Source organism: Pseudomonas sp. GW821-FHT07G10 (assembly GCF_059418545.1).
Genome location: NZ_JBWKQB010000017.1, coordinates 13,894 through 38,255, shown reverse-complemented (window position 1 = coordinate 38,255; position 24,362 = coordinate 13,894). Strand labels below are relative to the sequence as shown.

Below are 24,362 nucleotides of genomic sequence, written 5' to 3'. Positions count from 1 at the left end.
TCGATGCCCACTTCTGCACTTGCCGGCCTGACTCTACTTGTTCTGGGGGAGAGTCACATGAGCCTCGCGGACCATTTGCTCGAGCCGCTGCACGACAACCTGACCCGTCAAGGGGCCCAGGTTCATTCCATCGGTGCCTGCGGTGCCAGCGCCGGCGACTGGCTGATCAGCAAAAAGGTCGACTGCGGTGCCGAGCGCAAAGGCAACGACAAGATAGTGATCAAGGGACGCGAGGCAACCACCACGCCGATCCAGGACCTGATCGCCGCCGACAAGCCCGACCTGGTGGTACTGGTCATCGGCGACACTATGGCGTCCTATGACAAACCGGTATTTCCCAAGGCCTGGGCGTGGCAAAGCGTCACCAGCCTGGCCAAGGCCATCAGCGCCACCGGAACGCGTTGCGCCTGGGTTGGCCCGGCCTGGGGCAAGGCCGGTGGCATGTACCAGAAAAACGATGCCCGCACTCAGCTGATGTCCCAGTTTCTGGCCGCGAACGTGGCGCCTTGCACCTACATCGACTCGCTGACGCTCTCCAAACCCGGGCAGTGGGTTACCACCGATGGCCAGCACTTCACCGTCGCCGGTTATCAATCATGGGGCGCTGCGATCGGCGGTGCTTTGGCCAAACTGCCTGCCGCCAGTGTCAGCAACAAGGGAGCAGTAAAATGACCCGCCCGACATTTGGCTGGGCCCTGTTCGCGCCCCTGTTGCTGAGCCTGCATGCCCAGGCCGCAGACATTGCCTTATACCCGACGGGCCCGGCCCAGGACTCGGCCTTCCTGCGCTTTATCAATGCCGCCGACCGACCGCTGCAGCTGCTGGCCGAGAACTCTGAGGCACGTCTCAGGCTCGAGGGCCCGCACGCCGTATCCGACTACATGCCGGTGCCTGCCGACCATCCAATCAAGGGCACCCTCGAACGCGACGGAAAAAACCAGCCGCTGGACATCCGGATCGCGGCGGGTGAATTCGCCACCGTGATCGCCTTGCCAGACAGCACTCAAGGTATCAGCCAGGTGGTCATCCGTGAGCAGCCCGACGATTTCAATAGCCTGAGAGCTTCACTGGCGTTTATCAACGCGGATCCAGGTTGCACCCAAGCCGGTTTGCACCCCGCAGGTTCGAAAGCCGAACTGTTCAAGGAGGTGGCTAATGGCAGCGTGCAACGCCGCGCCATCAACCCTGTCAGCCTGTCGGTTCAATTGGTCTGTGCCCAGGCCAACGTCGGTGCTCCGCTGAGCCTGGGCCAACTCAAGGCCGGCGAGCGCTACAGCATTGTGCTGCTGCCGGGCGCAAATGGCCCGTACCTGCTGTCCGCGACTGACGCGCTGGCTCACTAACCGGATCGCGCCACCACCATGGTTTTTGCCTCCCTCGAGTTTCTGACGCTGTTCCTGCCGCTGTTCCTGTGCGCCTATGCGCTGAGTCCGCCAGCCTGGCGCAACGTCACGCTACTGCTTGGCAGTTGGCTGTTCTATGGCTGGTTGAGCCCAGTGTTCCTCGCACTGCATGTAATGCTGACGATCACGGCGTGGGCCGGTGGGTTGCTGATCGACGCGACCCGGGAGGATGGCAAGGGCCGCGTGCGGATACTCGTGACACTGATCGTGCTCAACACCGCGGTGCTCTGCTGGTACAAGTACGCCAACATCGTCGCCGGTACATTGAACGAGACCCTCACCTGGTACGGCGCCATGCCTGTGGACTGGCAACGGGTCATCATGCCGGCGGGGCTGTCGTTTATCGTATTGCAGGCGATTTCCTACCTGGTGGATGTGCATCGCCATACCGTGCCGGTCGAACGCAGCTTCCTCAACTACGCCACCTATATCTCGATGTTCGGCCATTCGGTCGCCGGCCCCATCATTCGCTACGACTGGGTTCAACGCGAGCTGCAACGCCGTTACTTCAACGTGCAGAATTTCTCGCTGGGTGCACGCCGGTTCATGGTCGGGATGTGCATGAAGGTGCTGGTGGCCGACACCCTGTCGCCAGTGGTCGATGTGGCGTTCGGTTTGCAGAACCCCAGCCTCTCCGACGCCTGGGTTGGCTGCCTTGCCTACTCCTTGCAACTGTTCTTCGACTTCGCCGGCTACAGCGCCATGGCCATTGGCCTGGGACTGATGCTGGGCTTTCACTTTCCCGAGAATTTCAACCGACCCTACCTGGCCAACAGCATCCAGGACTTCTGGCGGCGCTGGCACCTGTCGCTGTCCAGCTGGCTACGTGACTATCTGTATATTCCGCTGGGCGGCAATCGCAACGGTCCCTGGAAAACCTACCGCAACCTGTTCCTGATCATGGCCATCGCCGGCCTCTGGCACGGTGGCGATAGCTGGAACTATCTGCTCTGGGGCTGCGCGCATGGCATTGCGTTGTGTATTGATCGTGCCTGGAACAGTTCTACCCTGCCCCCTGTACCGCCGGTGCTTTCCCATGGGCTGACACTGTTGTTCGTATGCCTGGCCTGGACACTGTTCCGCGCCCCCGATTTCCACAGCGCGCTGCGCCTGTATGCCGGGCAGTTCGGCCTGCAGGGCATTGCTCTGGCAGACGAACTGCGCGCGACACTGCGCCCGGTACACGGCCTTGCGGCCTTGCTGGGTGTGTTCGGTGTCCTCGCACCGCTGCTGGGCCCTTATTGTGAGAAACGACTGGGCGGTATTGCGCTCTGCGTCAGCGCCCTTTGGCCCATCGCCGGTTTCGTACTGTCGTTCGCACTGATCGCCAGTCGCGATACCGTGCCCTTCCTGTACTTTCAATTCTGATGACGCCCCCAGAGCACACCCCCGCCCCCACTCAGCCAGATGATCTGGCTTCACGCACCAGCCCGCTGGCAGGCCTGGCCCTGCTGGTATTCCTGTTTGCAGGATTGCTGTCCGCAGGCCGGTTGATCGGTTCAGGAAAAATCGAGCTGATACCTGCGAAATTATTGAGCGAACAGATTCTTGACGGCGATATCACCCAGCGGTTCGCCAAGGAGCTGTCGAAGGCTTCCGTCCCCACAACGTTCGCCGAGCTGGAGCGCGGTGCCAGTTGGGTATTCCTCGGCGACACTGGGCCCAGGGTTCGTCCGGGCTGCCGTGACTGGCTGTTTCTGGCCGATGAACTCAAGGTCAATCATCAAGCGCAGCGCAATGCCGATGGAAAAGCCCAGGCGGTGATTGATCTGAAACAGCAGTTCGCCCGACGCGGGATCAGCCTGCTGGTGGTCATCGTTCCAGACAAAAGCCGCATCGCCGCCGCGCAACGTTGCTCACTGCAGCGCCCGGCCGCGCTGGAAGGACGTATCCAGGCCTGGACCTCGAAGCTGAATGGGGGTGGCGTGTCGAATCTGGACCTGACCGGCTCGCTGACGCCACTGGGGGCCAATGCCTATTTGCGCACCGACACGCACTGGAGCGAATCCGGCGCGAAGGCTGCGGCCGATGCCATCGCGCAGCACCTCAAGACCCTGGGCATCACCGCAATGCCCCACCGGTCGTTCAACGTCAGTCACACCAAGGGCATGGTGCGACCCGGCGATCTGGTCCATCTGGCAGGCATCGACTGGCTGCCGTTGAAATGGCAACCCGAACCCGAAATTGTCGCCCAAACCAGCATCAGCGAACTTCCCGCTGCGCCAGTCGACAGTCCTGACAATGCGCTGGACCTCTTTGGCGATGCCAACCTGCCTGACACCGCGCTCATCGGGACCTCTTTTTCACGCAACTCCAACTTCGCGGGGTTCCTGCAGCTGGCACTGGGCGCCCCCGTGGGTAACTTCGCCAAAGATGGCGGAGCGTTCTCCGGCGCCGCAAATAGCTACCTCAACAACCCCGCATTCAAAGAAACGCCACCCAGGTTGATCATCTGGGAGATCCCGGAGCGGGACCTGCAATCGGCTTACACCGACCGCATTACGTATCGCCCACTGTGACAGACCATAGCGCAGACAATTGGACCCCAAACCTCAACCTCGTGAGCAGCAACACTCCAAACGTCAGCAACCCCTTGACACGCCCTGACCCGTGCGGCGTTAATCTAAATGCAAATAACATCTATTAAATGTTATTTTGACGTTTTTTTCTCATTTGCCACACTACATTCCACGCGAATTAAACATGCAAATGATTCGCATTGTTCCACGTAGGTTGCGAGCTTCATCGCAGCGACCCATGCAAAACCTCCGACCATAACATTTCGAAAAACCGCTGGAGCTGTTAACAGAATGACTGTCCGTATCCCTTCCTTCCTCAAAAAAGCACTGCTGGCGACCGCTCTCCTGAGCGCTGGTCATGTGTATGCAGCTCCAAGCGCCGACGGCATCGTGGTCTACAACGCTCAGCACGAAAGCCTGACCAAGTCCTGGGTAGAGGGCTTCACCCGTGAGACCGGGATCAAGGTCACCGTGCGCAACGGCGATGACACCGAGATGGGCAACCAGATTGTGCAGGAAGGCAGCGCCTCCCCTGCCGATGTGTTCCTGACCGAGAACTCGCCAGCGATGGTGTTGGTGGACAATGCCGGGCTGTTTGCGCCAGTGGCGCCAACCACCCTTGAGCAAGTGGGTTCGGCCTATCGTCCGGCCCATGGCAAGTGGGTCGGCATCGCGGCTCGCTCCACCGTATTTGTGTACAACAAAAGCAAGCTCGCCGAAGCCGATCTGCCAAAGTCCTTGCTTGACCTGGCGTCCCCGAGCTGGAAAGGCCGCTGGGCCGTATCGCCTGCCGGCGCAGACTTCCAGGCCATCGTCAGCGCTGTGCTGGAGCTCAAAGGCGAAGCCGCAACGCTGGAATGGCTGAAGGCGATGAAAGCCAATGCCACCGTTTACCGCGGTAACAGCGCAGTGCTGAAGGCCGTCAACGCCGGTCAGATCGACAGCGGCGTGATCTACCACTATTACAGTTTCGTCGACCAGTCCAAGACCGGCGAAAACAGCAAGAACACCTCCCTGCACTACTTCAAACATAAAGATCCGGGTGCCTTTGTCAGCATCTCCGGTGGCGGCGTTCTGGCGTCCAGTAAACACAAGGAAGAGGCCCAGGCTTTCCTGAAGTGGATTACCGGCAAAGACGGTCAGGGCATCCTGAAAACAGGCAAATCGTTCGAGTACGCTGTTGGCCAGAATGCGCAATCCAACCCGAAACTGGTGCCGCTGCAAGAACTCGACGCCCCACTCGTCGATGCCTCGAAACTCAACAGCAAAAGGGCTGTCGAGCTGATGACTCAGGCCGGGCTGCTGTAATTTGATGTCAGAGCCAGTCATCGTCTCAGAACCTGCTGGAGTCGCCGATTCGGCGATTCCAGCGCACCTGCACCTGCGACGCCGCCGCTCCCGGAGCGGCGGCGCGTGGGTCGTTGGCATTTCAATACTGGTCTCGTTGCTGGCGCTGCTGCCGCTCGCTTTCGTGATCGGTGTTTCCTTTCAGATCGGTTGGGCGACCATCGTGGAGCTGGTGTTCCGGCCCCGGGTCGCCGAGCTGCTGATCAACACCGTTTTGCTGGTGGTGTTTACGATTCCGTTGTGCGTCGCACTTGGGGTGGCCCTGGCCTGGTTGACCGAGCGCACCGACCTGCCAGGCCGGCGCCTGTGGTCTGTGTTGGCGACCGCGCCCATTGCGGTGCCGGCGTTTGTACACAGCTATGCATGGGTCAGCCTGGTCCCGCCGATTCATGGGTTGTTCGCCGGGGTATTAGTCTCGGTTATTGCCTATTTCCCCTTTCTCTACCTACCCGTTGCGGCGACGCTGCGCCGCCTTGATCCGGCCATCGAAGATGTCGCCGAATCACTGGGCCTCAAGCCCTGGGCGGTATTCTTCCGGGTCGTACTGCCGCAGTTGCGTCTGGCCATCGGCGGTGGCGCCTTGTTGGTCGGGCTGCATCTTTTGGCCGAATACGGTCTGTACGCAATGATCCGCTTCGACACCTTCACCACGGCGATCTTTGACCAGTTCAAGTCCACGTTCAACGGACCTGCGGCCAACATGCTGGCCGGTGTGCTCGCGTTGTGCTGCCTGGCCATGTTGACCTTTGAGTCGGCAACGCGCGGCAAGGCCCGTTATGCACGGGTGGGGTCCGGGAGTGCGCGCCTGCAGCGGATCATGCGGCTCGATCGCACGGAAAAAACCATGGCATTGCTGCTGCCGATAGTGACCAGTGCGCTGGCACTCGGCGTACCGTTGATCACCCTGGCCAGATGGCTGGTGGCCGGCGGCGCAGAGGTCTGGCGCATGAGCGATATCCTGCCGGCTTTGGAGCAGACCATGATTCTGGCCGGCGCGGGCGCGATCATTGCTACCTGTGCGGCGATCCCTGTCGCCTGGCTCTCCATCCGCTCACCGGGGCGACTGCACCGTGTGCTGGAAAGCTGCAACTACATCACCAGTTCATTGCCGGGCATTGTCGTGGCGTTGGCACTGGTGACCATCACGATCAATTTCGCCCGACCGATTTACCAGACAACGATCACCGTGCTACTGGCTTATCTGCTGATGTTCCTGCCCAGAGCGCTGGTCAGTTTGCGCGCCGGCATTGCCCAGGCGCCGGTGGAACTGGAAAACATGGCCCGTAGTCTCGGTCGTTCGCCCAGCCAGGCGCTATGGCTTATCACCATGCGGCTGGCGGCGCCGGGAGCCGCCGCTGGCGCTGCACTGGTCTTCCTGGCGATCACCAATGAACTGACCGCCACCCTGCTTCTCGCCCCCAACGGTACCCGCACGCTGGCCACCGGTTTCTGGGCCATGACCAGTGAGATCGACTATGCCGCCGCTGCACCCTACGCGTTGATCATGATCCTTCTTTCGCTTCCGTTGACCGGGCTTCTTTACCATCAATCCAAACGCACGGCAGGCCGATGAACGCTCTTGAATTGACTTCGATCTACAAATCCTTTGGTTCCCTGCCGGCCTTGGAGAACGTCAACCTGTCGGTACCGACAGGCAGCCGCACGGCCATTGTCGGCCCGTCCGGCTCGGGGAAAACCACCTTGCTGCGGATGATCGCCGGGTTTGAGTTTCCTGACTCAGGCAGCATCTCGCTCAATGGCCAGACGTTGGTCAACAGTACCACCGAGGTGCCGGCCCACCAGCGGCTTATTGGCTATGTTCCGCAAGACGGAGCGCTTTTTCCGCACATGACGGTTGCCGCCAATATCGGATTCGGGCTCCCAGGCAATACGGCCTCGAAACAAGAGCGGGTCGCGGAATTGCTGGACATGGTTGCCCTGGACCCGCGCATGGGCCAGCGCTGGCCTCACGAGCTGTCGGGTGGTCAGCAACAACGGGTAGCCCTGGCTCGCGCCCTGGCGCAACGGCCTCGACTGATGCTGCTGGACGAACCATTTTCCGCACTGGACACCGGTCTGCGTGCCTCCATGCGCAAGACGGTGGCGCGACTCCTGGCGGATGCCGGTGTCACCACTATTCTGGTGACTCACGACCAGGCCGAAGCGTTGTCCTTTGCTGACCAGTTGGCTGTCATGCGCCAAGGCAGACTGGTTCAGGCCGGTCCGCCCATGGACCTTTACCTGCGCCCCCGTGACGAGGAAACCGCACTTTTCCTGGGCGACGCGGTGGTGATGCCTGCCTGGATCCAAGAGGGTTGGGCCAAATGCGATCTGGGACGTATCCACGTCAGCGATAGCTCGCAATATGGCGCGGCGCAGATCATGTTGCGGCCCGAACAGCTCCAGATATCCAGCCAGGTCTCTGGCCAGGAGCAGTCAGAGGGGTGTTGGGGGGTCGTTACCGAGCTCGATTTTGGCGGCAATACCTGCACATTGACGGTGGAACTGAAGGTGCCATCTCCATCCGCCGGTGGGCAGCCATCGAGCCGGACGTTAACGGTGCGCAGCTCTGGCATCCATGCTCCTGCGCTGGGAAGCACGGTTCACATCTACGCAGAGGGGCATGCTCACGTCATGACCACCCCGACCATCCCCAGCAACGCGCAGACGACGCCTCAGCCTTGTTGAGTGAGTTGAACGCCGAGTCATTTCATTCCTGGAGCAACGGTAGTGGCCGTATAACCCGCCGCTCCTGGAAACCCTTGGACGACGTTGTCGCTGCATAAGAGATCCGCTTGGAGGCTCTAGAAATGGCGTCCACTGAATTCAGGTAGACGCCATGTCTTGGCTCTGCGCCAACAACTGGATGACTTTGCCGGACGCTTACACAGGTACCGGTCTCAGTTGCAATCCGGAAGCACCTGCCGCTCTGGTGTTTTAACCTGATCCGCTTGCGACGCCTCGCTCACCGTCGAGGTGACCATCGTCGCAATAATGGACTTCAGCGCCAGCTGCCCCACCGGCTGGCCCTGACTGTTGGTGACCACCAACTCATCGAGCCCCGCTTCGACCAGTCGTTTGACCGCCGACTCGAGTGACGTCCCCATTGGCAGCGCCAACGTCGCTCCGGCCTTCACCCGAACAAACGGCCGCATGATCGCCTCGACACTGATCACCCGCCCCCGGTTCACTTCCTTGACGAAGTTGGCAATGTAATCGTCGGCGGGGTTCATGACGATGTCCTGTCGGGTGCCTTGTTGCACGACTTCACCGTCACGCAGGATGGCTATTCGATCACCGATACGCAGTGCTTCATCGAGATCGTGGGTGATGAAAACGATGGTTTTCTTGATCTCTTTTTGCAGATCCAGGAGCACCGACTGCATATCCATACGGATCAGCGGATCGAGTGCCGAGAACGCCTCGTCCATCAACAATATCGGCGCGTCGCTGGCCAGTGCCCGGGCCAAACCGACCCGCTGCTGCATACCGCCGGAGAGCTGGTTCGGATAATGATTCTCGAAGCCCTTGAGCCCTACCCGCGCAAGCCAGCCCATGGCCACGTCCACTTGCCTGCCACGCGGCAGTCCCCGGATCTCCAGCCCATACACCGCATTGTCGAGCACGGTCCGGTTGGGCAGCAGCGCGAACTTCTGAAACACCATGGAGATTTTATGTCGGCGGAATTCTCGCAGATCGTGCTGGCTCATCTTCAGCACGTCCACGCCACCGACGATGACTTCGCCGGCGGTGGGTTCGATCAATCGGTTGATATGGCGTATCAAGGTCGATTTTCCCGAACCGGAAAGGCCCATGATGACCTGGATGCCCCCGGACGGCATGCTGATGTTGATGTCCTTCAAACCCAGTACATGACTGTGATTGCACAGCAGCTCGGCCTTGCTGATGCCGTTTTTGACCCGCTCGATACTGGCTTGAGCCTGGTAACCGAAGATCTTGTAGAGATGCTTGATTTCGATGCCGAAATCGTTGGACAGATTAGTGACCATGAACCATCTCCAGATGCTTTTGCAGTCTTCTGCCATAGGCCTGGCTGACCCGATCGAAGATCACCGCGATACCGACGATGGCCAGGCCGTTGAACATGCCCAAGGTGAAGTACTGGTTGGAAATGGCCTTGAGCACTGGCTGCCCCAGCCCTTGAACACCAATCATCGAGGCGATCACCACCATGGCCAGCGCCATCATGATGGTCTGGTTAATCCCGGCCATGATTGACGGCAGCGCCAGCGGCAACTGGACGTTTTTCAGTTTCTGCCAGCCGGAGGAACCAAAGGCATCGGCGGCTTCGAGCATTTCGGCATCGACGTGGCGGATACCGAGATTGGTCAGCCGGATCATCGGCGGCAAGGCGTAGACCACCACCGCAATCAGCCCCGCGACCTTGCCGATCCCCAATAGCATCACCACCGGGATCAGGTAGACAAAACTCGGCAGGGTCTGCATCACATCCAGCACCGGGCTGATCAGGTTCTGCAGGCGATTGGAGCGGGCCATGGCAATTCCGGTCGGCAAGCCGATGACGATGGATATCACGGTACAGACGAAGATCATCGACAGGGTCTTCATCGTGTCGGTCCACATGTCCAGATAACCGATCGCCATCAGCGTCAACACACAACCCAAAACAATCTTCCAGCTGCGGCTGGCAAACCAGGCAATCAAGGTGACGAGCAGAATGATGATCGGCCATGGCGTCGTGGTCATGAACCGCTCGGACTGATTGAGGAAATATTGCAACGGCTCGAAGAACGCTTCGAAGCCATTGCCATAGGTGCTGGTGAAGTGTCGAAAGGCACCGTCAATAGCCTTTTTCAAAGCCCTAAGTCTTTCGTCCTCCATATGTGGAAAGCTTGATAGCCACTCCATAACATTCCCCTTTTGTAGAAGACCGTAAGAACACTGGCAGTCATTTCAATACATGGGTGTTTTTATTTTTATCTGCGCCAGGATCAATGCAGCGCATCGCAACGGCTGCATTGATCCGAGAGATTAAAGCGCAGCCTTGATCTTGCCAGTCGCTTCAGGGGTGACCCACTGGCTCCAGAGTGCTTCGTTGTTTTTGAGGAAGTACTTGGCCCCTTCCTCTCCGGTGGCCTGGTTATCGGTCATCCAGGCGATCAGGCGGTTCACCGTCTCATTGGACCAGGCGCGCTTGTTCAGGTACGCCATGACGGTTGGCGAGCGAGCGGCAAAGGACTTGGTGGTCAAGGTAAAGACCCGGTCGATCGGCCAGCCGTTAGGCTTGGGATCAGGACAGTCGGCGACCGTATTGCAACGCTTCCATTCCACCGGGTCGGTGGGGATGCCATTTTCCAGCTTCACCATCGGATACTTGCCCAACAAGGCGGTGGGTGCCCAGTAGAAACCCAGCCAGGGCGCCTTGCGCTCATAGGCTTTGGCGATGGAACCATCAAGCGCCGCGGCCGAGCCGGTATCCACCAGAACAAAGCCGGCTTTCTCGAACCCGTAAGCCTTGTAGAACTGGCTGGTCACCACCGTGCCGCCCCAGCCTTGAGGACCGTTGTAGATCGCACCTTTTTTCGCATCGTCAGGCGCAGGGAACAGCTCGGGGTGCTTCTTCACATCATCGAAGCTCTTGATGTCCGGATGGGCGTCGGCAACGTATTTCGGAATCCACCAGCCTTGCGAGCCACCATCGGACAATGAACGCGCCGCCTGAATGAGGTTACCGCTTTGAACACCCGTCCTGGCGACCTCCGGAACCAGGTCGATCCAGCCTTCCGGGGCAATATCGGGCCGGCCCTTTTCGACCATGGAGGTGATGGTTGGAACGGTATCCCCGGTCACCAGATCGGCATTACAACCGTAGCCTGCGTTGAGGATCAGCTTGTCGACGTTGGCCATCACTTCAGCCGATTGCCAGTTCATGTTGGCGATAGTCACATCGCCACATTCAGACGCTGAGGCCCAACCACTGAATGCAACGATCCCCAATGCAACTCCCGTCTTCGAGAAAGACTTTATATTCATAAACGCTACCCTCGATTGCGGCCAAAGTTAAGAAGGGTCAACTACCGCATCATTGAACCTTCTTTCATGTCAGCAGAATGGGCAAATGGACTCATGGAACAGGCGACTGAGGTCGCCGAATCCAGACCTGCTTTTATTGTTTTATCGAAGCCGCCGGCGATCATGGCTTCGAGGCCTGCCGCCGTAACACCCCGGTAGTTGATGAGCGTCTGCAAGAGCTCGTCGGGGGAGTGTCCATTCCCGATCAACTGGCTGGCATCCACCACCACAGCGTGCACCGCACGCTGGGCAATCGCCGGGGGCAAGCCACTGTTCAAGGCATGCTCGAGCAGGCTGCGCGCCAACAGCGCCGGGTAAGCAGGCCCCGTTCCCACCAGCGCCGTCAGGTAGTTCAAATGGTTTTCGGTGAAGACTTCATCGGCACTACCGAAGGTTTCGAACAGCCTCTGGGTAAAGGCTTTCTGCTCGTCAGTGACACCCATCGCTGCCAACCAGGGCGTATAGGACTTGCCGATTTCTGCTGCGGCATTGGGCATCGCACGAATGACCTGTCGACTTGCCGTATAGGCCGCCACGTTGCGAAGGCTCACGCCGGCCATCAAAGAAATCACCAGCCTGTTTTCAGCGAAAATCTCCACGTCGGCAAATTGTTCCGGGCGTACCGCCACAATGACCACATCACAACGCTCCACCAGCTCCTGGTTGTTGCGCGTCACGGTCACTTGCGGCCACTTTTCACTCGCTAACGGGTTGCTTGCAGAGCGGTTCGAAAGCACCAGCGAGCCGGGCCGGATAAAGGCCTTGTCGAGCATCGCCAGGGCTATCGAGCGGCCAAGCCATCCCGATCCACCGATAATGCCTATCGTGGGTTCGTTGAACATTTGAACCTGCCTTCGTTAATCAGAAGTCGCGGTCAGTCAGGTAGCCGATGGAACGTCATCCGCCTCATAGCCATGACGGAAATAGAAACGTTTCAACTCGCGAGCCAGAGGCTCCTGGCCGGTGAATATCTTCACGTACTCGGGAATCCGCCGCATTCTTTCCCCGATATCCTCTCGGGTGTTGGTGCTGATATAGCCAATCTGCGTCAGGTAAATCGTTCGAGCCCGCACATCGGCGGCGTCGAATGCGTAGCCGAAGCGCACGAACATCCGGATCAGTGCTTCGCGCCTGGCAATGTCGGCCACCCGGATATGTTCGGCCACTTCGGCGGACTGCAAGGCCCAGCTGCGCATGGCAAATTCGAACTGTGAATCGAACAGTTCCGGGTTCAGCCAGCAGTCGAAAACGTTAAGCATCGCCTCGGCAATGCTCTCGGCATAACACTCGGTCTGGGCGATCAGATTGCCGGTGTTCTTCACCCGCCAACGCTCGATCAATGCCGCGAGCAGCTCTTCGCGATCCTTGAAAAACCAGTAGAAACTGGTTCTCGACAGCCCCAGTTTCTTGGCCAGCGGCATCACCCGCACCGTGTCGACACCGCACTCGGTCAGGCTTTCATAGGCTGCGTCGAGCCAGCCTTCCAGCGACCCTCGCCAGCCTGTTTCTACTGCTTTGGTATGTTCATTCATGACTCGATCCTAGCCGCTTGCCAAAAGCCACGCAAGCAAAATGTACACCTATGTCCAGCATGTTGACACAGGTGTACATTTCACCCTAACGTAATTTCAACCCTGACCCGATGCCCTCTTCCGGAGAGTCTTGACGATGCTGAATGATCCGCTCCTCCAGCCCTATCAGTTGAAGCACCTGACTCTCAGAAACCGAATCATGACCACCGCCCACGAACCGGCCTATCCCGTAGACGGCATGCCCAAGGACCTCTACCGCGCCTACCACGTGGAACGGGCAAAGGCCGGTGTGGCCTTGACCATGACCGCCGGCTCTGCCGCGGTTTCCCGTGACAGCCCGCCGGTGTTCAACAACATCCTGGCCTACAAGGATGAGGTTGTCGGCTGGATGAGAGACCTGACCGACGCCTGCCACGAACATGGCGCAGCGGTCATGATCCAGTTGACCCATCTGGGCCGCCGCACGCGCTGGGACAAGGGTGATTGGCTGCCCGTGGTGTCGCCGTCGTTCGAGCGCGAGGCGTCCCATCGCTCCTTCCCGAAGAAGATGGAAGACTGGGATGTGGAGCGCATCATCAAGGACTACGCCGACGCCGCGGAACGAATGAAGGCAGCGGGCCTGGACGGTATCGAGTTGCAGGCCTACGGGCACCTGATGGATCAATTCTGGTCGCCGCTGACCAACGACCTCGATGCACCCTATGGTGGCTCTATCGATAACCGGCTGCGTTTTACCTTCGATATCCTCAGCGCCATCCGCAAGCGCGTCGGCAATGAGTTTATCGTCGGCGTGCGCTATACCGGTGACGAGCAAATGCCCGGCGGGCTGACCCAGACCGATGGCCTGGACATCTCCCGACGTCTGAAAGACAGCGGCATGGTGGATTTTCTCAACGTCATTCGCGGACATATCGACACCGACGCCGGCCTGACCGACGTGATTCCTATCCAGGGCATGCGCAACTCACCGCACCTGGATTTTGCAGGGGAGATTCGCGCCGCCACCGACTTCCCCACCTTTCACGCGGCGAAGATCCCGGACGTGGCCACCGCCCGCCATGCCATCGCCTCAGGCAAGATTGACATGGTCGGCATGACCCGTGCGCACATGACCGACCCGCATCTCGTGCGCAAGATCATCGAGGGCCGCGAAGAGGATATTCGCCCCTGCGTCGGCGCCAACTATTGCCTGGACCGGATCTACCAGGGCGGTGCCGCCTACTGCATCCACAACCCGGCCACAGGCCGTGAAACCAGCATGCCCCATGACATTCCCAAGGCCGGCAACAAACGCAAGATCGTGATTGTCGGTGCCGGTGTTGCCGGGCTGGAAGCTGCGCGAGTGGCTGCCGAACGCGGGCATGAGGTGGTGGTGTTCGAAGCCGCCAATCAGGCGGGCGGGCAGGTTCGTCTCACCGCGCAATCACAACGACGGCGGGAAATGATCAGCATCGTCGACTGGCGCATGGCCCAGTGCATGGCTCGGGGCGTCACCTTTCATTTCAATACCTGGGCGCAGGCCAGTACCGTCCTCGACGAAAAACCGGACGTGGTGATCATCGCCACCGGCGGCCTGCCCCATACCGAGATCCTCTCTGTTGGAAATGAACTGGTGGTCTCGGCCTGGGACATCATTTCCGGGGATGTGAAACCCGGGCGCAATGTCCTGCTGTTCGACGACGCGGGCGATCACGCGGGCCTGCAAGCTGCTGAGTTCATCGCCAAAAGCGGCGCAAAAGTCGAAATCATGACGCCGGACCGCACCTTTGCACCGGAAGTCATGGCGATGAACCTGGTGCCCTATATGCGCTCGCTGCAAGCACTGGATACAACCTTCACCGTCACCTTCCGCCTGCTCGCCGTTGAACGCGAGGGGCAGGATCTACTGGCGACCATCGACAGTGACTATGGCAACGCGCGCAAGACCCGACGCGTCGATCAGGTGGTGGTCAACCACGGCACCCGACCGCTGGACGAGCTGTATTTCGAATTGAAAGCCGCCTCCAGCAATGGCGGCGTGGTTGAGCATCAGGACCTGATCGTCGGCAACCCGCAAAATGTCGTGACCAACCCGGACGGTGTATTTCAGCTGTTTCGCATTGGCGATGCGGTGGCTGCGCGTAACACCCACGCCGCTATCTACGATGCCTTGAGACTGGTCAAGGACTTGTAAACGATCCCATTGCCAGGGTGGAGAACGCCATGCAAAAAGATGAAACTCCATCCTGGAGAATTGCCGGGAAAAACGGCATTCAGGGACCGGTCGAAGGCTCTCGCTATCACTCGTCTTCGGCAGATGACTGGCTGCCGACCCGGGCTGAAGGTTTCTGGATCAAACCGCTGTTCGAAGACACCGGGCGCGGTGAAAAAACCCTCTTGATGAAAGTCGACCCAGGCGCCCATGTCGCCAGCCATACCCATACAGGCGAGCTGGAGCAACTGTTCGTACTGCAAGGCTCATTCTTTGATCAGGACCGAACGCTGAACGTCGGGGACTACTGTTGCCGGGCACCCGATGCGGCTCACAGCGCGGGCTCCGTACAAGGAGCCATCCTGCTGGTGATCTATACCCGCCGCTGACCGATGCGCAAAGGATCGTTTGCGGATATCACCTGGTGATGTCATCCATCTCGGACTCTCGTCGCGACGTCACTTTCCCCCTGCCACGAAAACGCAGCGTTGCCTGCTCCATCTTTTCGAAATCTTTATCTCGCCCCCCTGAATATTTTCAGCATCTTGATACCTGAAAAACTAGCCTAGAGGCCAGTACGGTTAGTTCGTTAGTTCAAATTCGGATGCCGGAAGTCCCTGGCCAAGGCGCTGTGACGAGTCATAGCCCGCTATGGCGAGGAACAGCAACGCAGGATAGGGGCTTGTCGCGCCGAAGTTGACTAACAGAACTAACCACACAGGCCACCAGACAGCATCACAGGAGGGATCGCGATGGACTTCGTCTTTCTAGGGCTCGGTGCGTTGTGCTTCGTCACCATAGTCGGCATGGCCTACGGTTGTGCCGCGCTGAACAGGAGGCGTTCATGAACGGCTTCTACCTTCTCGGCGGCTTGCTGGCGCTCGGGCTGCTCGTCTACCTCATCGCCGCACTGCTGTTTCCGGAGGACTTCTTATGACGATCCAGGCCTGGACTCTGCTTGGCGTCTATCTCTTGGTGCTGGTTGCATTGGCATGGCCGCTCGCGAGATGGATCGCCACGGTGATGGAGGGCCGATTTACCCTCGGCTCACGTATCGAGGCACCGTTGTATCGCCTCGCGGGTGTCAAGGCTGACGTCGAGATGGGTTGGCTTCAGTACATGCTCGCGCTGCTGATATTCAACATTTCAGGGTTGCTGGCAGTCTATGCACTGCAACGGTTGCAGGGTTTTCTTCCACTCAATCCGCAGGGTTTTGGCACCATCAGCCCCGACTCGTCGTTCAACACCGCAGCCAGCTTCGTCACCAATACTGACTGGCAGGGCTATAGCGGCGAGTCGACGATGAGTTACCTGACCCAGATGCTCGCGCTGACGGTGCAGAATTTTCTATCGGCGGCCACCGGTCTGGTGGTGGTGATGGCGCTGATCCGCGGCTTCGCGCGCCACAGCGCAACCAGCATCGGCAATATCTGGACCGACCTCACTCGCGTCACGTTGTGGGTGTTGCTGCCGCTGTCGCTGGTATTCGGGTTGTTCTTCGTCAGCCAGGGCGTGATCCAGAATTTCGATCCCTACAAGGACGTGACGACGCTGGAGGTGACGCAGTACCAATCACCCCAGCTCGATGCGGCCGGTCAGCCAATCAAGGATGCACAAGGCAACCCGGTCCTGCAGGACCATACGAGCAACACGCAAACGCTGGCGATGGGACCTGTGGCGTCACAGGAAGCGATCAAAATGCTCGGTACCAACGGTGGCGGTTTCTTCAACGCCAACTCGGCGCATCCCTACGAGAACCCGACCGCGCTGGCGAACTTCTTCCAGTTGATCGCCATCTTCCTGATCCCCACTGCGCTGTGTTTCGTGTTCGGCCGCGTTGTGGGTGATCAACGCCAGGGTTGGGCGGTATTGGCGGCGATGACGATCATTTTTGTCGTCGCTGTCGTGGCGGTCACCCATTACGAACAGCTCGGCAATCCGCAGCTCTCGGCGCTGGGCGTCGACGCTGCCGCGGGCAACATGGAAGGCAAGGAGGTGCGGTTTGGCATCCCGGCGTCGAGCCTGTTCGCCGCCGTCACCACCTCGGCGTCATGCGGGGCGGTGAATGGCATGCACGACTCGTTCACGCCGCTAGGCGGTGCCGTTCCGCTGGTGTTGATGCAGCTGGGCGAAGTGGTATTCGGCGGTGTCGGCTCAGGCCTGTATGGCATGTTGGTGTTTGCCATTCTCGCGGTTTTCATCGCCGGCCTGATGATCGGCCGTACACCCGAGTATCTCGGCAAGAAGATTGAGGCTTACGAGATGAAGATGGTGTCCATCGCGATCCTCGTGACACCACTGCTGGTGCTCTTCGGGACGGCGATTGCGGTAATGGCCGATGCGGGACGGATCGGCGTCGCCAACCCCGCAGCCCATGGATTCTCCGAAATCCTTTATGCCTTTACCTCGGCCGCCAACAATAACGGCAGCGCTTTCGCCGGTCTGTCAGCCAATACACCGTTCTACAACACGATGCTCGCTATCGCGAGCTGGTTTGGTCGCTTCGGCGTCATCGTACCGGTACTGGCAATTGCCGGCAGTCTTGCGGCCAAGAAGCGACTGGCCGTGACGGCAGGCACGATGCCCACGCACGGGATGCTGTTCATCGTTCTGTTAATCGGCACCGTGCTGCTGGTCGGCCTGCTGAACTACGTGCCGGCGCTGGCGCTGGGACCGGTCGTCGAACATCTGGTGCTGTTCAAGTGAGTCCAGGAAAATGACACGAAAATCATTCACCTTATTCGATCCAACCCTGGCCAGACCCGCCATTGTCGAGTCGTTTCGCAAACTCAGCCCCAGGGTGCAGTGGCGCAACCCGGTGATGTTCGTCGTCTATGTCGGCGCGATCCTCACCACCGGTTTGTGGATCCAGGCTCTGGGCGGCAAGGGCGAGGCAAGCAGCGGCTTTATCGTCGCCGTGACCTTGTGGCTGTGGTTCACCGTGCTGTTCGCCAATTTTGCCGAGGCCCTCGCGGAAGGTCGCAGCAAGGCTCAGGCGGCTTCTCTGCGCGACCTCAAAAAGGAGATCTGGGCCAAGAAGCTGCGCGAACCCCACTATGGCTCAGAGTGGCAACTGGCTCAGTCCAGCGATCTCTGCAAGGGTGATGTGGTGGTGGTCGAAGCAGGCGATCTCGGAGGTTCTCTGATTCCCGCCGATGGCGATGTGATCGAGGGCGCAGCGTCGGTGGACGAGTCAGCCATCACCGGCGAGTCAGCGCCGGTGATCCGGGAGGCTGGCGGCGATTTTTCCGCGGTGACCGGCGGGACACGGGTGCTCTCCGACTGGATCGTCATTCGCGTCACGACGAACCCCGGTGAAACCTTCGTCGACCGCATGATCGCGATGGTCGAGAACGCCAAGCGGCAGAAGACTCCAAACGAAATCGCGTTATCGATCTTGCTGGTGGCCCTGACCATCGTGTTTCTCGGCGTCACCGTCACCCTGCTGCCGTATTCGCTGTATGGCGTCGAAGTGGCGAAGTCCGGGTCGCCCATCTCGATCACCGTACTGGTCGCCCTGCTCGTCTGCCTGATTCCCACGACCATTGCCGGCCTGTTGTCGGCGGTGGGTGTAGCCGGCATGAGCCGCATGATGGAAGCCAACGTGATTGCCACCTCGGGGCGGGCGGTGGAGGCCGCTGGTGACGTCGACGTGTTGCTGCTCGACAAGACCGGCACCATCACCCTCGGCAATCGCCAGGCATCAGCCTTTCTGCCGGCACCGGGAGTCAAGGAATCGGAACTGGCCGACGTGGCGCAACTCGCCTCGCTTGCCGATGAAACCCCCGAAGGCCGCAGCATCGTGGTACTGGCAAAACAGCGGTTCAACCTGCGTGAGCGCGACATCCACACGCTCGGCGCGCATTTTGTTCACTTCTCGGCGCAGACACGTATGAGCGGCGTCGACATGGGCAACCGGCAGATACGAAAGGGCGCGGCCGAAGCGATCCATAAACATGTTGACGCCCTGGGCGGCAACTTTCCGGAGAAAGTGCAAGCCATCGTCGACGACGTTGCCCGCCGTGGCAGCACGCCGCTGGTGGTGACAGACGGGCTCAAGGTTCTCGGTGTCATAGAACTCAAAGACATCATCAAGGGCGGAATCAAGGAACGCTTTGCCGAACTGCGCCGCATGGGTATCAAGACCGTGATGGTAACCGGTGACAATCGGCTCACCGCAGCGGCAATCGCTGCCGAAGCGGGGGTCGATGACTTCCTGGCCGAAGCGACGCCCGAGGACAAACTGCGGTTGATCCGCAGTCACCAAAGCGAAGGTCGACTGGTCGCGATGACGGGCGACGGCACCAACGATGCACCGGCCCTGGCTCAGGCCGACGTTGCGGTGGCCATGAACTCGGGTACCCAGGCTGCCAAAGAGGCCGGCAACATGGTCGACCTCGATAGCAACCCGACCAAGTTGATCGAGGTGGTGGAAACAGGCAAGCAGATGCTGATGACCCGAGGCTCATTGACCACCTTCTCGATCGCCAACGACATCGCGAAATACTTCGCGATCGTCCCGGCCGCTTTCGTCAGCACCTATCCGCAGCTCTCCGCACTCAACATCATGGGGCTCGCAAGCCCGAACTCGGCGGTCTTGTCCGCGGTGATCTTCAATGCACTGATCATTGTCTTCCTGATCCCGCTGGCGTTGAAAGGCGTCAAGTACCGCCCGGTCGGAGCAGCGTTGCTGCTGCGCCGGAACCTGTTGATCTACGGTCTGGGCGGCGTGATCGTGCCGTTCATTGGTATAAAACTGATCGACATGACCTTGTCGGTTGTCGGTCTGACTTGAAGGAGCGCTCACATGTCATCCTTGCTCCGTCCGGCATTGACACTGCTCATCGTACTTTCTCTGATGACCGGCGTGGCCTATCCGCTGGCCATGACCGGCATCGCCAGACTGATATTCCCGCAGCAGGCTGCGGGCAGCCTGATCGAGAAGGACGGCAAACCGGTGGGCTCCATGTTGATCGGCCAGGCATTCAGTGATCCCAGGTACTTCTGGAGCCGTCCATCCGCCACGAGCCCCATGCCTTATAACGCCAGCGCCTCGAGCGGATCGAATCTGGGCCCGCTGAACCCGGCCCTGGCCGACGCCGTCAAGAGCCGCATCGCAGCACTGCGCGCAGCCGACCCGAGCAACAGTGCGCCGGCACCGGCTGACCTGGTCTACAGTTCTGCCAGTGGACTTGACCCACATATCAGTGTCGTTGCCGCCGACTACCAGGCCGCCCGGGTCGCGCGGATCCGCAACCTGCCACTCGAGCGCGTGCGCGCACTGATTGTCGAACACTCCGAAGGCCCGCTGCTGGGGTTCCTGGGCGAGCCGCGGGTCAACGTCCTGGCACTGAACCTGGCACTCGACGCCGCACGCTGAGAGCCGACTCATACACGGTGGTCCTGATGGACGGACAACGCCCTGACCCGGATCAATTGCTGGCGCAGATTCGCGAGGAGGAGTCGCAGGCGAAGCGCGGCCGACTGAAAATTTTTTTCGGTGCCAGCGCCGGTGTCGGCAAGACATACGCGATGCTCGTCGCCGCCCGAGCAGCGCAAGAGCTGAATGTCGATGTGCTGATTGGCGTGGTCGAAACCCACGGTCGCGCCGAGACACAAGCGCTGGTTTGCGGGCTCCAGCAGCTGCCGCTCAAACAAGTCCTCTACAAGGATCGCACGCTGACTGAATTCGATCTCGACGGTGCGCTTGAGCGCAAACCGGAACTGATCCTGATCGATGAGCTGGCGCATTCCAATCTCGCCGGCTCCAGGCACCCGAAACGCTGGCAGGATGTCGAGGAACTGCTCAGCACCGGCATTGATGTCTGGTCGACGATGAACGTCCAGCATCTTGAGAGCCTGAATGACATTGTCGGCGGCATCACCGGGATCCGGGTGTGGGAAACGGTGCCCGACCACGTGTTTGACAGCGCAGATGAAGTGGTCATCGTCGATTTGCCACCCGACGACCTGTTGCAGCGTTTGAAGGAAGGCAAAGTGTACCTGGCGCATCAAGCCGAACACGCGGTGCACAATTTCTTCCGCAAGGGCAACCTCATAGCGCTGCGAGAATTGGCTCTGCGCCGAACGGCCGACCGGGTCGACAACGAGATGCTGCAATACCGCCAAAGCGGTGCGGTACAACCCGTCTGGGGCACACGAGACTCTTTGCTTGCCTGCGTCGGCCCAAGTGAACGCACAGAGAAAACCGTGCGCTCGACCGCGCGTCTGGCGGCCCAACTCAATGTGCCCTGGCATGCCGTCTACGTCGAGACACCCGCATTGCAACGCCTGCCCGATGTCGCACGCCAGCGTGTCCTGCGCACCTTGAAACTCGCCCAAGAGATGGGGGCGCAGATTTCGACCCTGGCCGGCCAGGACGTTGCCCAGACCCTGGTCAAGTATGCACGACAGCACAACCTCTCCAAGGTAGTGCTTGGGCGTGACGACACGCCGCGCCGATGGCCCTGGACTCGCATGCTGGCGGATCGGATCGGTGAGCTTGGAAGCGACCTGGACGTGGTTCAGATCGCACTCCCGGCACAACAACGTACTCGACCGGAGAAGGCCACCGTCGGCAGCGAGAATCGCGTGGTGTGGCCCGCCTACGCCATGAGTGCTGCGATCTGTGCGGCGGCCACCTTGCTCGCCACGCCCCTGTTGCAGGTGTTCGAACTGACCAATATCGTGATGCTGTTCCTGCTCGCGGTCGTCGGCATCGCGGTTCGCTATGGCCGCGGTCCGGCGGTTCTCGCAGCATTCCTCTCGGTTGGTGCGTTCGACTTCTTCTTCGTGCCACCGCGTTTTTCATTCACCATCAACGACGCCCAGTACCTGGTGACCTTCGGCGTAATGCTCGTTGTGGCACTGGTGATCGGTCAAATGACTGCCGGCCTGACCTACCAGGCACGGGTAGCGCAAAAGCGCGAAGATCGCATACGAGCGCTGTATGAGATGTCCCGGTATTTGTCCGCAGCACTCATGACCGAGCAAGTGGCCGAGATCGGCACGCGTTTCCTCGCAGACGAATTCAACGCACGATCGGCGTTGCTCGTTGCCGATGACAACGACAAGCTGCAAGCGCCGATGACCACCGGCGATGCTCCTGAGGTCGACTCTGCCATTGCCCAGTGGTCCTTCGATAAAGCCGAGGCAGCCGGATACGGAACCGATACCCTGCCGGCGAGCCCGACACTCTATCTGCCGCTGTCAGCGCCAATGCGCGTACGCGGTGTATTGGCGATACAACCGCGCGACTCAACTCGGCTGGCCGTTCCGGAACAGCGACGCCTGCTCGACACGTGCGCATCGCTGTTAGCCATCTCGCTGGAAAGAATCCATTACGTCAATGTCGCTCAGGACACCACGGTTCAGATGGAATCGGAGCGCCTGCGTAACTCGCTGCTGGCTGCGATCTCGCACGATCTGCGAACGCCCCTTGCGGCGATGGTCGGATTGGCGGAGACGCTGACGCTGACCAAGCCCCCGTTGACCGGCGAGCCCGTTGAGATTGCCCATGCGATACGTGAATCAGCGCTGCGCATGAACACTCTGGTTAACAATCTGCTCGACATGGCACGACTTGAATCAGGCGCGGTTGCACTGAATCTCCAGTGGCAGCCCCTGGAGGAAGTAGTGGGCAGTTCGCTGAGGGCCGTTCGCCCTGCTTTAGGCGCGCGCCCGGTGCAGGTGTCCCTACCTGAGGACCTGCCGCTGGTCCAGATTGATACTGTTTTGATCGAGCGAATTCTCGTCAACTTGCTTGAGAACGCCGGCAAGTACACCCCGCCCGACACGCCCATCAGAATTGGCGCTGAAGCGACCAGTGACACCATTCAATTATGGGTCGACGACTTTGGTCCTGGATTGCCGCGAGGACACGAGGAAGCGATATTCAGCAAGTTCGAGCGTGGTAAAAAGGAAAGCGCAATCCCGGGCGTCGGGCTAGGACTTGCCATCAGCCGTGCCATCGCCCAGGTCCATGGCGCAACGGTTCACGGCGTCACGCGTCCGGATGGCGGTGCGCGTTTCACGCTGAGTCTGCCACGCGGCGAGCCCCCCATTATCGAACAGCCTGCGGAGCCGACTGACGAGGACCAACCATGAGCGAAACGGCGCTACGTGTCCTGATCGTTGAGGACGAAATTGAAATCCGGCGCTTCGTGCGCATGGCGCTGCAGGCCGAAGGTCTGCTGGTGTATGAGGCAGAGTCGCTGGAGCGTGGTCTCATTGAAGCCGGGACACGACGTCCCGACCTCATTGTGCTTGACCTCGGACTGCCAGATGGCGATGGGGTCGATCTCATCCGGGATCTACGGACGTGGTCGCAGGTCCCGATTATTGTCTTGTCGGCGCGTAGTGCCGAGTCCGCGAAAATCGTTGCGCTGGATACCGGTGCCGATGACTATCTGGTCAAACCCTTTGGCACCGGTGAACTGCTCGCGCGAGTCCGGGCCCAGTTGCGCCGGAGCGTGAAGGGTGTTGAAAGCACCTCGATCGTGACCTTTGGTGACGTGCGGATCGATATGGAACGGCGTGTCGTGGAGCGCTCCGGCGTGCCCGTGCATCTGACGCCACTGGAATACCGCCTGCTGACTCATTTGTGCGCCCATCCAGACCGTGTACTGACGCATCTGCAATTGCTCAAGGCGGTCTGGGGGCCTAACCATCAAACAGATACGCAATATCTGCGAGTATTCATGGGCGGTCTGCGCAAGAAGATCGAAGTGGACCCCTCGCAGCCGCGCCACCTGATCACCGAGACCGGTGTCGGCTACCGTTTTCTTCCTTGAGCGGAGCCTTGATATGGTGGGCCCCTTACGCTCCAGACACCTGTCTCGACACCTCAAGGGTGTGCAACGGCATGGCCTGCCTCTGCATCCGGAAACGAGGGAGTCGACATGTTCTATCGCATAGCCGCCGACGGGCTGGTGCTGCTCCATTTGCTGTTCATTCTCTTCGTGCTGTGCGGCGGGCTACTGGTGCTCAAATGGCGCCACCTGTGCTGGTGGCACTTGCCCGCTGTGGCTTGGGGGGCGGCGGTCGAGGGCTTCCAGTGGCCCTGCCCGCTGACCGGATGGGAAAACCACCTGCGTCTGGCCGCCGGAGAAGCCGGCCATGGTGCCAGTTTCGTTGAGCATTATCTGTGGCCGCTGATTTATCCGGCCGGGCTGACACCTGGCATACAGGTATGGCTGGGCGCTCTGGTGCTTGTGATCAATGCGCTCGTCTACCTGTTGCTGCTGAGGCAGTGAAAGGAAACACGCGTGCAATACGCGTTCTGATCCAGTGGAGCTGTCGCAAGCCACAAAAATAC

The 24,362-nt window shown here is 59.9% G+C and carries 21 protein-coding genes; 16 read left to right on the top strand and 5 right to left on the bottom strand.

Translation table 11 applies throughout. From position 1 onward, the window contains the following. Nucleotides 1-3 precede the first annotated feature (3 nt). From AC07O1_RS18665 to AC07O1_RS18635, 7 genes are all read left to right on the top strand, one after another. Nucleotides 4-672: an SGNH/GDSL hydrolase family protein gene (locus AC07O1_RS18665; RefSeq protein WP_495024666.1), complete on the top strand. Its 669-nt coding sequence runs from the start codon at nt 4-6 to the stop codon at nt 670-672. Further along, nucleotides 669-1,343 carry an alginate O-acetyltransferase AlgF gene (locus tag AC07O1_RS18660; protein ID WP_495089686.1) on the top strand — a complete coding sequence of 225 codons (675 nt, stop codon included), beginning with the start codon at nt 669-671 and terminating at the stop codon, nt 1,341-1,343. Before AC07O1_RS18665 ends, AC07O1_RS18660 begins: the two co-directional genes overlap by 4 nt. Nucleotides 1,344-1,361: 18 nt before the next feature. Then, nucleotides 1,362-2,771, top strand: a complete 1,410-nt coding sequence (locus tag AC07O1_RS18655) for an MBOAT family O-acyltransferase (protein ID WP_495089685.1) — start codon at nt 1,362-1,364, stop codon at nt 2,769-2,771. After that, nucleotides 2,771-3,922, top strand: coding sequence for an alginate O-acetyltransferase AlgX-related protein (locus AC07O1_RS18650; protein WP_495089684.1), 1,152 nt, complete (start codon nt 2,771-2,773; stop codon nt 3,920-3,922). Before AC07O1_RS18655 ends, AC07O1_RS18650 begins: the two co-directional genes overlap by 1 nt. 291 nt (nt 3,923-4,213) lie before the next feature. After that, nucleotides 4,214-5,230: an iron ABC transporter substrate-binding protein gene (locus AC07O1_RS18645; protein WP_495089683.1), complete on the top strand. Its 1,017-nt coding sequence runs from the start codon at nt 4,214-4,216 to the stop codon at nt 5,228-5,230. A 4-nt stretch (nt 5,231-5,234) separates the two neighbouring features. Then, nucleotides 5,235-6,842 carry an ABC transporter permease gene (locus AC07O1_RS18640; protein WP_495089682.1) on the top strand — a complete coding sequence of 536 codons (1,608 nt, stop codon included), beginning with the start codon at nt 5,235-5,237 and terminating at the stop codon, nt 6,840-6,842. Continuing rightward, the gene (locus tag AC07O1_RS18635; protein ID WP_495089681.1) at nt 6,839-7,957 is read left to right on the top strand and encodes an ABC transporter ATP-binding protein; all 1,119 of its coding nucleotides are present in this window, start codon (nt 6,839-6,841) and stop codon (nt 7,955-7,957) included. The genes AC07O1_RS18640 and AC07O1_RS18635 overlap by 4 nt, the downstream gene beginning before the upstream one ends. Nucleotides 7,958-8,169: 212 nt before the next feature. On the opposite strand, the gene AC07O1_RS18630 is transcribed toward AC07O1_RS18635, so the two are convergent. From AC07O1_RS18630 to AC07O1_RS18610, 5 genes are all read right to left on the bottom strand, one after another. Further along, the gene (locus tag AC07O1_RS18630; RefSeq protein ID WP_495089680.1) at nt 8,170-9,279 is read right to left on the bottom strand and encodes a quaternary amine ABC transporter ATP-binding protein; all 1,110 of its coding nucleotides are present in this window, start codon (nt 9,277-9,279) and stop codon (nt 8,170-8,172) included. Further along, nucleotides 9,269-10,108, bottom strand: a complete 840-nt coding sequence (locus AC07O1_RS18625) for an ABC transporter permease (RefSeq protein ID WP_495089679.1) — start codon at nt 10,106-10,108, stop codon at nt 9,269-9,271. Before AC07O1_RS18625 ends, AC07O1_RS18630 begins: the two co-directional genes overlap by 11 nt. Before the next feature lie 174 nt (nt 10,109-10,282). Next, nucleotides 10,283-11,197, bottom strand: a complete 915-nt coding sequence (locus AC07O1_RS18620; protein ID WP_494991207.1) for an ABC transporter substrate-binding protein — start codon at nt 11,195-11,197, stop codon at nt 10,283-10,285. Nucleotides 11,198-11,325: 128 nt separating this feature from the next. Next, nucleotides 11,326-12,165 (bottom strand): pyrroline-5-carboxylate reductase family protein, encoded by an 840-nt coding sequence (locus AC07O1_RS18615; protein WP_495089678.1) that lies wholly within the window; start codon nt 12,163-12,165, stop codon nt 11,326-11,328. Between the two features lie 36 nt (nt 12,166-12,201). Continuing rightward, entirely contained in the window at nt 12,202-12,855 is a 654-nt protein-coding gene (locus AC07O1_RS18610) for a TetR/AcrR family transcriptional regulator (RefSeq protein WP_495089677.1), read from the bottom strand. A 136-nt stretch (nt 12,856-12,991) separates the two neighbouring features. On the opposite strand from AC07O1_RS18610, the gene AC07O1_RS18605 reads away from it, so the two are divergent. The 9 genes from AC07O1_RS18605 to AC07O1_RS18565 all read left to right on the top strand — a co-directional run bounded on the left by AC07O1_RS18605 (nt 12,992) and on the right by AC07O1_RS18565 (nt 24,300). Then, the gene (locus tag AC07O1_RS18605; protein ID WP_495089676.1) at nt 12,992-15,028 is read left to right on the top strand and encodes an oxidoreductase; all 2,037 of its coding nucleotides are present in this window, start codon (nt 12,992-12,994) and stop codon (nt 15,026-15,028) included. Between the two features lie 29 nt (nt 15,029-15,057). Beyond that, a complete protein-coding gene (locus AC07O1_RS18600; protein WP_495089675.1) occupies nt 15,058-15,435 on the top strand; it encodes a cupin domain-containing protein in 378 nt (125 codons plus the stop codon). Between the two features lie 455 nt (nt 15,436-15,890). Next, on the top strand, nt 15,891-15,983 hold the full coding sequence (kdpF, locus tag AC07O1_RS18595) for a K(+)-transporting ATPase subunit F (RefSeq protein ID WP_495089674.1): 93 nt from the start codon (nt 15,891-15,893) through the stop codon (nt 15,981-15,983). Further along, nucleotides 15,980-17,752, top strand: coding sequence for a potassium-transporting ATPase subunit KdpA (kdpA, locus tag AC07O1_RS18590; protein ID WP_495089673.1), 1,773 nt, complete (start codon nt 15,980-15,982; stop codon nt 17,750-17,752). Before kdpF ends, kdpA begins: the two co-directional genes overlap by 4 nt. A gap of 10 nt (nt 17,753-17,762) precedes the next feature. Next, entirely contained in the window at nt 17,763-19,841 is a 2,079-nt protein-coding gene (gene kdpB / locus AC07O1_RS18585; RefSeq protein ID WP_494991200.1) for a potassium-transporting ATPase subunit KdpB, read from the top strand. A 12-nt stretch (nt 19,842-19,853) separates the two neighbouring features. Beyond that, nucleotides 19,854-20,426 carry a potassium-transporting ATPase subunit KdpC gene (gene kdpC, locus AC07O1_RS18580; protein WP_495012633.1) on the top strand — a complete coding sequence of 191 codons (573 nt, stop codon included), beginning with the start codon at nt 19,854-19,856 and terminating at the stop codon, nt 20,424-20,426. A gap of 26 nt (nt 20,427-20,452) precedes the next feature. After that, the gene (kdpD, locus tag AC07O1_RS18575; protein ID WP_495089672.1) at nt 20,453-23,152 is read left to right on the top strand and encodes a two-component system sensor histidine kinase KdpD; all 2,700 of its coding nucleotides are present in this window, start codon (nt 20,453-20,455) and stop codon (nt 23,150-23,152) included. Beyond that, a complete protein-coding gene (kdpE, locus tag AC07O1_RS18570) occupies nt 23,149-23,838 on the top strand; it encodes a two-component system response regulator KdpE (protein ID WP_494991197.1) in 690 nt (229 codons plus the stop codon). The genes kdpD and kdpE overlap by 4 nt, the downstream gene beginning before the upstream one ends. Nucleotides 23,839-23,946: 108 nt before the next feature. Beyond that, entirely contained in the window at nt 23,947-24,300 is a 354-nt protein-coding gene (locus AC07O1_RS18565; protein WP_495089671.1) for a DUF2784 domain-containing protein, read from the top strand. Nucleotides 24,301-24,362: the final 62 nt, after the last annotated feature.